The organism is Chryseobacterium daecheongense (assembly GCA_027920525.1).
Classification (GTDB): domain Bacteria; phylum Bacteroidota; class Bacteroidia; order Flavobacteriales; family Weeksellaceae; genus Chryseobacterium; species Chryseobacterium proteolyticum.
In genome coordinates this window covers 2,468,046-2,480,215 of sequence record CP115858.1, presented here as the reverse complement: position 1 = coordinate 2,480,215, position 12,170 = coordinate 2,468,046, and the positions used below count along the sequence as shown (strand labels likewise).

11 protein-coding genes are annotated in these 12,170 nt (G+C 34.8%); 9 read left to right on the top strand and 2 right to left on the bottom strand.

Annotated elements, in window-relative coordinates; translation table 11 throughout:
- Positions 1-99 precede the first annotated feature (99 nt).
- Positions 100-609, bottom strand: a complete 510-nt coding sequence (locus tag PFY10_10925) for a DUF2480 family protein (protein WBV54761.1) — start codon at positions 607-609, stop codon at positions 100-102.
- Between the two features lie 79 nt (positions 610-688).
- On the opposite strand from PFY10_10925, the gene lpxB reads away from it, so the two are divergent.
- The 9 genes from lpxB to PFY10_10880 all read left to right on the top strand — a co-directional run bounded on the left by lpxB (position 689) and on the right by PFY10_10880 (position 11,676).
- Positions 689-1,792 (top strand): lipid-A-disaccharide synthase, encoded by a 1,104-nt coding sequence (gene lpxB, locus PFY10_10920; protein WBV54760.1) that lies wholly within the window; start codon positions 689-691, stop codon positions 1,790-1,792.
- A gap of 396 nt (positions 1,793-2,188) precedes the next feature.
- Entirely contained in the window at positions 2,189-3,712 is a 1,524-nt protein-coding gene (locus PFY10_10915; GenBank protein WBV54759.1) for a ComEC/Rec2 family competence protein, read from the top strand.
- Between the two features lie 146 nt (positions 3,713-3,858).
- Positions 3,859-4,521 (top strand): succinate dehydrogenase cytochrome b subunit, encoded by a 663-nt coding sequence (locus tag PFY10_10910; protein WBV54758.1) that lies wholly within the window; start codon positions 3,859-3,861, stop codon positions 4,519-4,521.
- Positions 4,522-4,536: 15 nt separating this feature from the next.
- A complete protein-coding gene (locus PFY10_10905) occupies positions 4,537-6,549 on the top strand; it encodes a fumarate reductase/succinate dehydrogenase flavoprotein subunit (protein ID WBV54757.1) in 2,013 nt (670 codons plus the stop codon).
- Positions 6,550-6,573: 24 nt separating this feature from the next.
- Positions 6,574-7,341: a succinate dehydrogenase/fumarate reductase iron-sulfur subunit gene (locus PFY10_10900; protein ID WBV54756.1), complete on the top strand. Its 768-nt coding sequence runs from the start codon at positions 6,574-6,576 to the stop codon at positions 7,339-7,341.
- 137 nt (positions 7,342-7,478) lie between these two features.
- Complete coding sequence (locus PFY10_10895) at positions 7,479-9,020, top strand: TlpA disulfide reductase family protein (protein WBV54755.1); 1,542 nt, start codon at positions 7,479-7,481, stop codon at positions 9,018-9,020.
- A gap of 115 nt (positions 9,021-9,135) precedes the next feature.
- Positions 9,136-10,542 (top strand): 23S rRNA (uracil(1939)-C(5))-methyltransferase RlmD, encoded by a 1,407-nt coding sequence (rlmD, locus tag PFY10_10890; protein ID WBV54754.1) that lies wholly within the window; start codon positions 9,136-9,138, stop codon positions 10,540-10,542.
- 29 nt (positions 10,543-10,571) lie between these two features.
- A complete protein-coding gene (locus PFY10_10885) occupies positions 10,572-11,051 on the top strand; it encodes a DUF6452 family protein (GenBank protein ID WBV54753.1) in 480 nt (159 codons plus the stop codon).
- Complete coding sequence (locus PFY10_10880; protein WBV54752.1) at positions 11,017-11,676, top strand: DUF6048 family protein; 660 nt, start codon at positions 11,017-11,019, stop codon at positions 11,674-11,676. The genes PFY10_10885 and PFY10_10880 overlap by 35 nt, the downstream gene beginning before the upstream one ends.
- Positions 11,677-11,706: 30 nt before the next feature.
- On the opposite strand, the gene PFY10_10875 is transcribed toward PFY10_10880, so the two are convergent.
- Positions 11,707-12,150 (bottom strand): hypothetical protein, encoded by a 444-nt coding sequence (locus PFY10_10875; protein WBV54751.1) that lies wholly within the window; start codon positions 12,148-12,150, stop codon positions 11,707-11,709.
- Between the last annotated feature and the right edge of the window lie 20 nt (positions 12,151-12,170).

Genomic DNA, 12,170 nt, shown 5'->3' with positions numbered 1-12,170 from the left:
TTAATAAACCAAAGTTATCAAAAAATATTCCCTAATAATTTTTTTAATCTAAAATTACTGTTAAAGTTTTTTATTTTTTCTAAGCAGCTGGTATCGAGTTTAGTTTTTTAAAATAGGGACATTGGAACATGCTTCGCCAAACATCAGAGATTTTACGATCGGCTTCAATTGTTCTACCAATTCTACATACGCATTCTCAGGAATTTCCTTATCCGAACATCCTTTCACCAATACCCTTTTATCTCTTAAATCATCAAAGTCATAAGTCTGTATTGCATTGTGCATTAAAATAACTTCAAGATCTTCACGGTTACCAAAGACTATTTTCTTTGCAACATCAGTAAGTTTGGCTGTAAGGACAAAATAAGCCCACAATGGAACAATAGCATCTGCCGAATTGTAAATGTATATGTAAGCATCACTATATTCATCAGTATTGATAGCGGCCACCTGTGCACGAAATTCTTTTTCTTTCAAAATCATTTCCTGAAAAAGAAAATCTTTCAGGTCGATTCCTTTTCTTGTGCCTTTTGGAAGAAGCGTGGCAAGATCAAAATTTACAAGACCGCTTTCGTTTACTTTATTTCTGATTTCAAATTCTTCTGACATTTTTTATCATTATCTTTGAACAAATTTACAAATTAAGATCCAACAAAGTTTTAATTTGTTCTCTATCCTTATTATAGAAATGAAATATTATATCATTGCCGGAGAAGCCTCAGGAGATTTACACGGGAGTAATTTAATGAAGTCTTTAAAAAAGAAAGATCCGGATGCTGAATTCAGATTCTGGGGAGGTGATCTGATGGCTAAGCAGGGAGGAACCCTTGTAAAACATTACCGTGATCTTGCTTTTATGGGATTTCTGGAAGTTGCTATGAATCTCAGGACGATATTAAATAATATTAAATTCTGTAAAGAGGACATTAAAAATAATCAACCTGATATTTTAATCTTAATTGATTATCCGGGATTTAATCTAAGAATAGCCAAATTTGCCAAAGAACTTGGAATAAAAGTAGTGTATTATATTTCACCACAGCTTTGGGCATGGAAAGAAGGCAGGGTAGAGATCATAAAAAAATATGTGGACGAAATGATGGTCATTCTTCCGTTCGAAGAAGACTTTTATAAAAAACATGGAGTTCATTCCCATTTTGTAGGGCATCCTCTGTTAGATGCTATATCCAGCTTACAGGAAATCGATATTGATGCTTTTAAGAAGGAAAACGGCTTAAATGACAAAGAAATTATTGCCTTATTACCAGGTTCGCGAAAGCAGGAAGTTGAAAAAATGCTGGAAATGATGCTTTCTGTGAGATCATCTTTTAAAGAGTATCAGTTTGTGATTGCCGGAGCTCCAAGTTTACCAAAAGATTTTTATGAATCTTATGTAGATGATAATGTGCATTTTGTTTCAAATAAAACCTATGATTTACTTAGATGTTCAAAAGCCGCTTTGGTAACGTCGGGTACAGCAACACTGGAAACTGCTTTACTGAATGTTCCTGAAGTAGTTTGTTACCGGGGAAGTAAGATTTCTTATGCTATTGCTAAAAGATTGGTTAAAAATATAAAATATATTTCTTTAGTAAACTTGATTATGGATCGGGAGGTTGTAAAGGAGCTGATCCAAAATGATCTGAACACCGGAAATTTAATCGAGGAATTAAAAAAGATACTGGATGGAAATAAAAGATCACAAGTATTGAATGATTATGTTCTTTTAAAAGAAAAGCTCGGTGGAAGCGGGGCAAGTGATCATGCTGCAGATGTGATTTTGAAAGTTTGAAATATTCAATAATAAATAACATAAATCGTAGAATTTTTTTCTGCGATTTTTATTTTTTAAAACGAATTTAATAGTCTTTTAAAGATTCTGAAATTTTGATGTGCTAATTTTTGTCTCAATAAATATTTTTGAGTAACACAAATTTTCGAATTGAATAAGCAGCCACTTTTTATTCTTGTTATATGTTTTATTCTTGGAATCTTTTTTCAGGACTATGTATCACTTGATAAGAGATTTATTGTAATTGTAACAATTCTATGTTCAGTTCTTTTGCTCGCTTTGTTTCTCCGGTCCTATCTTTCCCATAGGGTCAGACCAATTTTTTTAGCGTTGATGTTCTTTTTTCTTGGCATTATTTTACATTCATTGAATACGTTTCCTTTGAATTCTGATGTAATGAAATCAAGGGAACTTGTAACATTTAAAATAGTCAGAAAGCTAAACTCAACTGAAAAATACAAGAAATATGAGGTTATTGCTCAGGCAGAAGGAAAAAACATCAAGTCAATTTTATTTATTCCTAAGAATGTTCATCAGCTTAACTTTGATTACTATTATAAAGGCTGGGTTTTTATTCAGGAATTGAAACCTCCTGTATATGATTTTCAATTTAATTATTCCGGTTACCTTAATCGCAAAAATATAAGGTACCAGATGTACCTATCGGGAGAACTGTTATCCGTTGCCAGAAACGATATGAGTTTAAAGGAATCTATTCGGCAGAGAAGGCTTGAAGTTTTGCAAAAAATTGACGGAATAAATATCTCTCCTAAAAACAGGGAGTTTTTAAAGGGAATTATCCTTGCTGATCGAACGGAAATGGATTCAGCGGTAATACAGGATTTCAGCAAATCAGGATTGGTGCATTTTCTTGCCATTTCGGGAACGCATATAATGGTGGTTTTTGGTCTGTTCTATTTTATTTTCAGAATGATCCTTCCTTTGAAATTCAGGAAATATACAGTAATACTAAGTTTAATATTTATATGGATGTTTGCTTTGTTTATTGGATTTGGAAATTCTGTTCTGCGGGCATGTATTATGCTTACTGTTTATTTTATCTATGTTTTACTCCAGAGAAAACCAGATGTACTGCATTCTGTAGCTTTGTCCGCTTTTATCATTTTATTTATGGATTCCCAACAGTTATTTACCATTGGATTTCAATTAAGCTTTATAGCTGTCATAGGAATATTCTGGTTGAATCAGCCATTGTTAAAATGCTTTCCAAAGCAGGATAGCTATTTTAAAAAATTGCTTTTCAATACGATATCTGTTTCTGTTTCTGCTCAGCTTGCAACAATTCCTTTAGTTTTATACTACTTTCATCAGTTTTCATTTATTTCCATTGTTGCTAATTTCATCGTGATTCCCTTTTCAGAGCTTATTATTATATACTCTTTTGTTATTGCAGCTTTAGCTGCATTTAATATAGATTTTAATTTGATCAACCAAGGATATGATATCATGATTAACGGACTGCTTACAAGTATCCGTTGGTTTGCTGATTTTAATACTCTTTTTTTTGAAAATATTTCGATGAATCTTGTTGAAGTCTTTATTTTATCTGTGTCTGTCTATTGGTTGAGGTTTGTTATACTGAAATTCAATTTTGAAAACAGGATGATACTGATTTGTTTTATTCTTTTGTTTTTTATTGCAAGAGCTATCTTTACGATTGTAGAAAATCAAAAGGATGAGGTTTTAATACACGATTCAGGAAAAAATAAAGTGCTTTCAATTAAATATGGCAATAAAGCCTTGTTTTGGATATCAGACTCCACTGACAGGGAGAAAATTATTAAATATATTATTAATCCTTATTGTACTTCACGAAGAATAAAAAGTGCTGAATTAAAAAGTCTGGCCGTAACCAGGAAAAAGATTATTTACAGGGGTAAGATTTATGAGATAAATTGATGCTTGTCATTCTCTGATTTTCGCTTATTTATTAAGCTTTTACAATCTTATTTAGAAAGATTACAAACTGGCTAATAGTGAGATTTCTCACTTTTCAGTATTGTTAACATTTCCTAATTTTGTAGAAATTCAAATTTAAACTTAATATGGCAGGTTTAACGAGTTCTACAATAGGTAGAAAATATGCTATGGCATTATCAGCTATGTTTTTGCTGATTTTTCTTATACTGCATTTAACAACAAATTTATTATCTGTTATAAATCGAGATGCATTCAATACAGCGTCCGATTTTATGGGGTATAATCCTTTTGTTCAATTCTTAATGCAACCTATTCTTGGTTTCGCAGTACTTTTCCATTTTATTATGGGATTTGTTTTGGAAGTTAAGAATAATAAAGCGCGTCCGATTAAATATGATTCCAACAATGCTTCTGCGAATTCTACATGGATGTCCAGAAACATGATCATCTCCGGAGCTGTTATATTAGCTTTTTTAGCGCTTCACTTTTATGATTTCTGGATTCACGAAATCAATTATAAGTACGTAGAAGTGCTTGCACCTGATGCAGAGCGTTTCTGGCCGGAATTGCATGAAAAATTTGCAGATATCTGGAGAGTAGCTTTATATGTAATCTCATTTGTTTTATTGGGACTACACCTTGCTCACGGATTCCAATCTTCTTTTCAGTCAATTGGAGCAAGACATCCAAAATATACTCCGGTAATTAAAGCGATAGGAACATGGTATTCAATCCTTATTCCTTTTGGATTTATTTTCATCGCGATTTATCATTTTATAACTCAATAATATCACTATACTAGTATGAGTAAATTAGATTCAAAAATTCCAGCAGGTCCTCTTAAGGATAAATGGAAGCATCATAAAGACCATATGAACCTTGTTGCACCAAACAACAGAGATAAGATTGATATTATTGTTGTAGGTACTGGTTTGGCCGGAGGTTCTGCAGCTGCTACTTTAGCAGAACAGGGATATAATGTAAAGGCATTCTGCTACCAGGATTCTCCAAGAAGAGCACACTCTATTGCAGCGCAGGGAGGTATTAACGCAGCTAAGAATTACCAGGGTGATGGTGACTCTACCTATAGATTATTCTATGACACTATTAAAGGTGGTGACTACAGAGCAAGAGAGGCTAATGTATACAGATTGGCTGAAGTATCTGCCAATATCATTGACCAGTGTGTTTCTCAAGGAGTACCTTTCGGGAGAGATTACGGTGGCCAGTTAGATAACCGCTCATTTGGTGGTGTTCAGGTAAAAAGAACATTTTATGCAAAAGGGCAAACGGGACAACAGTTATTGTTAGGTGCTTATTCTGCAATGAGCCGTCAGATCGGTAAAGGTAGAATCAAAATGTACAACCGTCATGAGATGCTGGACCTTGTTATTGTAGACGGAAAAGCCAGAGGTATTATTGCCAGAAACCTTGTTACCGGAGAAATTGAAAGACATTCTGCTCACGCAGTGGTTATTGCATCTGGAGGATACGGAAATGTTTATTTCCTTTCCACTAATGCAATGGGTTCAAACGTTTCCGCAGCATGGAAAATTCATAAGAAAGGAGCGTATTTCGCAAATCCTTGTTATGTACAGATTCACCCGACGTGTATTCCTGTTCATGGAACACAACAGTCTAAATTAACTTTGATGTCCGAATCTTTGAGAAACTCAGGAAGAATCTGGGTTCCTAAAAAGATAGAGGATTCTGTTGCAATCAGAGAAGGTAAATTAAGACCTGAAAATATAAAAGAAGAAGACAGAGATTATTATTTAGAAAGAAGATATCCTGCATTTGGTAACTTAGTACCTAGAGACGTTGCTTCTAGAGCTGCTAAAGAAAGATGTGATGCTGGTTATGGAATCGAAAATAATGATACCAAAGAAGGTGTTTATCTTGATTTCTCTACAGAGATCATGAAAAAAGGTAGAGAAGCAGCAATTGAAAAGCATATTCATAATCCTACAGATCAGCAGCTTTATGATTTAGGAAAAAAATGGGTGGAGGAAAAATACGGTAACCTATTCGTTATGTACGAAAAAATTACCGCAGATGATCCTTATAAGACACCGATGAAAATTTATCCTGCGGTACACTATACAATGGGGGGAATCTGGGTAGATTATAATCTTCAGTCAACAATTCCTGGATGTTTCGTAATTGGTGAGGCTAACTTCTCTGATCACGGAGCAAACAGACTTGGAGCATCAGCATTAATGCAAGGTCTTGCGGACGGATATTTCGTTCTTCCTTATACCATTGCAGATTATCTTTCTGCTGATATCAGAACAGGAGCTATTCCTACGAATACAGGAGCATTTGAAGAAGCTGAAAAAGGGATTAAAGAGAAAATAGATTTCTTCTTAAATAATAAAGGAACCCACTCTGTAGACCATTTCCACAAGCAACTTGGAAACATTATGTGGAACAAAGTAGGAATGGGAAGGACTCCTGAAGGTTTAAGAGAAGCGATAAAAGAAATTGAAGAAGTAAGAAACGATTTCTGGAAAAATGTAAAAGTTCCGGGAGAAGGAGAAGGAATGAATACTGAGCTTGAAAAAGCTTTCAGAGTAGCTGATTTCTTAGAGCTTGGACAGTTAATGGCTATCGATGCATTACACAGAAACGAATCTTGTGGAGGACATTTCCGTGAAGATCACTCAACTCCGGATGGAGAGGCTGAAAGAGATGACGTACACTACAAATACGTTGGAGCCTGGGAATATCAGGGAGCAGATATCAATAATGAAATTCTGCATAAAGAAGACCTGATATATGAAAACATTGAGGTTAAAACTAGAAGCTACAAATAATCTCCAACCTATAAATATAAAATTATGAGTGCAAAAAAAGGCTTACATCTTACGCTGAAAATTTGGAGACAAAAAAATAATAAAACCAAAGGTCAGTTTGAGACCTATAAAATATCGGATGTATCAACAGATTCTTCATTCTTAGAAATGTTGGATATCCTTAATGAAAATTTAATTAACGAAGGAAAAGAACCGATCGCATTCGATCACGATTGCCGTGAAGGAATCTGCGGAATGTGTTCTCTTTATATCAATGGTAGAGCGCATGGACCTGATACAGGTATCACAACTTGCCAGCTTCACATGAGAATGTTCAAAGACGGTGAAACAATCGTTATTGAGCCATGGAGAAGTGCCGCTTTCCCGGTAATTAAAGACTTAATGGTAGACAGAAGTGCATTTGACAGAGTAATGGCTGCAGGTGGATTCATTTCTGTGAATACTTCAGGAAACACATTGGATGCTAATGCAATCCTTGTTCCTAAGGATGATGCTGACAAAGCAATGGATGCTGCAGCATGTATTGGTTGCGGAGCTTGTGTTGCTACATGTAAAAATGGTTCTGCGATGTTATTTGTTGGAGCTAAAGTTTCTCAGTTTGCCTTACTTCCTCAGGGTAGAGTTGAGGCGAAAAGAAGAGTTCTTAACATGGTGCAGGCTATGGATGAAGAAGGATTTGGTAACTGTTCAAATACAGGTGCTTGTGAAGTAGAATGTCCTAAAGGAATTTCTCTGGAAAACATTGCAAGAATGAACAGAGAATATATGGCAGCACTGGTAGATAAAGGATAACACCAGCTAAAGTAAATAGAAAAAATCGTCTCCTTATAGGATGGCGATTTTTTTAGTTAAATCTTTCATAAAAAGTACTATTAAATTGTATTTAGTAATACTGAAAAACCTATTTTTGTTTAATTATAAAAATCAAAATGAAAAAATATCTTTTATTGTTTATCATTGCAATATTTGTAATGTCTTGCTCTAAAAAAGTTGAAGTAAAAGGAAAAATCACAGGTGGATCTCCATTGGAGAGAATAGAGTTCATTGAAGCTTCAGGAGTTGCTACATTACCGTTGGCAAACATTGGAGTGAAAAATGACGGAACATTCTCAGGGAGTTTTGAGGCTCCAAAAAACGGGATGTATCTTATTTCCTACGCCGGAAAACAAAATCTGGTATATCTAAAAGGAGGGCAAACACTTAACATTTCAGGTAGCGGAATGAATTTTCCGAATGATTATGTAATTACAGGTGATGCAAAAAAGAATAATGATTTCTTCACGGCAACTCAAAAATATCTTACCAATTACGCTCAAACAGTTAATATGAATGAGCTGATGATGAAAGATGAAAAGGGGTTTCTTCAGGGAATTCAGAAAGTTGAAAAGGATATCAATAATAATATTGAAGAAAACGTTAAAAAATTCAGTCCTGACAGCGAGGTAGTGAATTGGAAAAAGAATGATCTTTCTAGCACTTTGTTGTCCATCATCAATCAGTATGAAATGAGACAAGGTCAAACGCCTGGAAATCCATCTTTTAAAGCCAGTAAGACTTTCACTGATTATGAAAATAAACTTCAGGAAAATAAGGATGTTATGATAAAGGAGAATCCTTACTACAGACAATACTTATTGGCTAAAATGAGTCCTGATTTTCAAAAATATGCTGAAGCCAACAGCAAAAATAAAACAGACATCACTACTTCTGAATTATTTGCCCAGTATTTAAAAACAAAAAAGGATATTTCTCAAACCACGAAAGACTATCTATTAGCATTTGTTATGGCTCAGTCTGATATCCATCCTGGATCACCGGCAAAGGTGACGGATAAAATCAAGAAGATTATTGATGAGGATATCAAAGACGCAACCATTAAAAACGACCTTAATAAGATTCAGATAGCTGTAAATGGGGTTAAAATCGGAGAAGTAGCGCCAGATGCTACTTTAATAAAGCAAGATGGAAAATCCTATAAGCTTTCTGAAAATAAAGGAAAACCTTATATGCTGTTTTTCTATGCTTCATGGAATCCATACATCAGTGAGGCTGCTGTACCGGTACTAAAAGAAGTTGTTAATTTCTATAAATCAAAAATGAATTTTGTATTTGTAAATGTTGACGATACAAAAGATCAGTTTGTAAAAACAAGCAATTCTTTATTGAAAGGAATTCCGGGAACGAATGTTTATGGTGATGGGGGACTGAACTCTGATATTGCTAAAAAATACGGTGTTTATGGATTCAAGTTACCTTGTTTTGTAATTATTGATAAAGACGGTAAAATTGCCAGCAGATCTTTTGTAAATCTTGGAGAGCCTGAATTGGTAACGATACTGGATAAATTAACCGGACTTTCTGCGCCAAAAGTTAATCCGAATGTACAATTACAACCTGGTTTGGGAGCTGATCCTTCTGCTCAGCAAGTAAATCCGCAACCTGCGAATCCTCAACCGGCTCCAACAAAATAGTAAACTTTAACATACATGAAAAACCTTGTCCTAGGATAAGGTTTTTTTTATTGTATTTTTGCAAAATGAAACCGTAAGGTTACATTAGAACAGATAGAAAAAATAGAAATTACGGATGAAAAAGAAGAAGAATATTATTCTTGAAAATATAAGATTAATAGCAGCCGGAGCAAAAGGAGTTGCCATAGGTAGAACGGAGGAAGGCAAAACGGTATTGGTTTCAGGAGCTATTCCGGGAGATGTGGTAAATGCAAGGGTGAAGAAATCGAAGTCTAAGTATTACGAAGCAGAGGCTGTAGAAGTTGTGGAAAGTTCTCCGTACAGAGTAGATCCAAAGTGTATTCATTTTGGTACTTGTGGAGGATGCAAGTGGCAAAATATGAGCTATGAAAAGCAACTGGATTTTAAACAGGAAGAGGTATATAATAATATTAAGAGAATAGGAGGAATTGAGAACTTTGAAACGTTGCCAATTCTGGGTGCTGAAGAGCAATATTATTATAGAAATAAAATGGAGTTTTCTTTTTCCAATGCAAGATGGCTTACTCAGTACGAAATCAGTTCCGAAGAAAATTTTGGAAATAAAGATGCTTTAGGATTTCATATTCCGGGAATGTGGAGCAAGATTTTAGACCTGAAAGAATGTTTTCTTCAAGAAGACCCGTCCAATGCAATTCGTTTAGCCGTAAAAAATTATGCTGTTGAAAATGGTTTGGACTTTTTTGATGTAAAAAATCAGGAAGGTTTTTTAAGAACTCTGATGATGAGGCAGAATTCCCAGGGAGAATGGATGGTCTTGTTTCAGTTATACAGGGAAGAAACTGAAAACAGAGAGAAGCTTTTTGAATTTTTATTGGGTCAGTTTCCACAGATCAAAACATTGGTGTATGCAATTAATCCAAAACAAAATGATTCGATTTACGATTTGGATATTAATGTTTACTCCGGGGAAGGATTTTTAATGGAAGAGATGGATGGACTGAAATTTAAAATCGGGCCTAAATCTTTTTTTCAAACCAACTATAAGCAGGCATTAGAGTTATATAGAAAGACATTGGAATTTGCAGATCTGAAAGGAGATGAAGTAGTTTATGATCTCTATACGGGAACAGGTACTATTGCACAGTATGTGGCCAGAAAGGCGAAGCAGGTGATAGGTATAGAATCTGTTCAGGAGGCTATTGATGCAGCTATTGAACATGCTGAACTCAATGGTCTTACGAATTGTACATTCTATTGTGGGGATATGAAGAATGTCTTTAATGATGAATTTCTCGAAAATCATCCAAAGGCGGATGTGTTGATTACTGATCCTCCGAGAGACGGAATGCATCAGAAAGTGGTAGAACAAATATTAAAGCTTTCCCCTGAAAAAGTGGTTTATGTAAGCTGTAATTCAGCTACCCAGGCAAGAGATCTTGCGTTGATGAAAGATCAATATCAGGTTGTTAAGATATTACCTGTGGATATGTTTCCGCAAACCCACCATGTGGAGAATATTGCATTGCTGATAAAGAAATAATTTACCTAAATTTGAGTTTAAATATTATTATGAAATATTTTAAATTTCTCTTATTAACCCTGATGTTGGGAATGCTTTGCTCCTGTGGCGGAGATGATGATATCTGTGAGAGTGGTGAAGGTACGCCACGAATTAAAATTGCTTTTAAAAATGCAGATAATGACAAAATCATAACATTAGACTCTCTTTACGTAGCCGTAGATTATGGAAACGGAAAAGTGCAGTTGGGAAAACAGCAAAAAATAAGTTCAAGACTCATTCCATTAAGGGTTGACGACTCCCCTTATACAGACGTATATTTCCGGTTAGCGGACAAAGGGACTGAGTCAAAGGTAAGGATAAGTTATACCACTAAATCTACATATGTATCTCCCGGATGTGGATTGAAAAAAACATATGAAAACCTGAACTCTGATTCACCAACACCGAGCAATCCGGTAAAGAAAGTTGAAATAGGACAAAATAATATAGAGAATGAAGACAAAACTAATCTTTACCTTCTTTTTTAGCATAAGCCTGCTTGGATTTGCTCAGCAAAAAAAGCCTGTGGAAAAAAAAGAAAAATGGAAATATGAACCAAATTTTATGGTTGGTTTGGATCTTCTCAATACTGGGAGTGCCTTTTTTTCGGATAGAAAACTCTACCAAGGTTTTATATCTTCCAAAATAAACGGAAATGTACATGCAATTGCAGAAGCTGGTTTTGAAAAAAATGTATACCAGAAAAACGGATATGACGCTAAAGTGAATGGGCCATTTGTTAAGCTGGGAGCTTTTTACATGTTAGCCCAGGATCCGGAGAATGAATTTAATGGTTTTTATGCCGGAGGAAAGGCAGCAGGATCATTTTATACTCAGGAGTATATGGCTGTGCCTGTGCGGGGGTTTGGAGGTAGTAATTCTTCTGTAGCTTTTCCGTCTTCTACCCAATCTTCTTATTGGCTTGAAGGAGTGATAGGAGGAAGAGTACAGTTATTTGAATCCAATTTTTATATTGATGTCAACCTCCAGCCTAAATATATGGTATTTACAACCAAACAGGACGATATACAGCCCATGATTGTCCCTGGATTTGGAAGGAGTTCTTCCAAATTCAATATGGGATTCTCCTGGAATATAGCCTATAAATTTTAAAAATATCTGAACCTGAAGTTTTCTTCAGGTTTATTTTTTTAGCAGCAGGTAAAGAGTTTCCAGTTCTTTTGGAGGTGCTCCGGCATCGAATCCGGAAGATTGATATATTTTCCCCTTATAGGTAATAATGATTACTGAAGATAAAGCACTATCCGAAAAGCGACCTGTTGTTGGAGCGGTATAGGAAGATAGTTTATCCAGATTCAATGAACTGGTTTGTTTTACAATACTTGTCCATTGAGTATCATTTGATTTTGTGATCTTTGATTCTCCATTCAGATATGTTACTATAGAATCTGAGGTAAAAGTTATTTTTCTATCGGTACCTCGGGTTTGCTCTGTTAATTCAATTTTTTCCAGATCATTTTTCTGATTATTCTTTATAACATGCTTGTTTTCTGTGCTTTTTTGAGAGTGACAACTTCCAAAAATAGTTGTTGTTATTGAGAACAATAATATGATAATGTTTTTCATTTTGTATTTTTTTGTTTTAT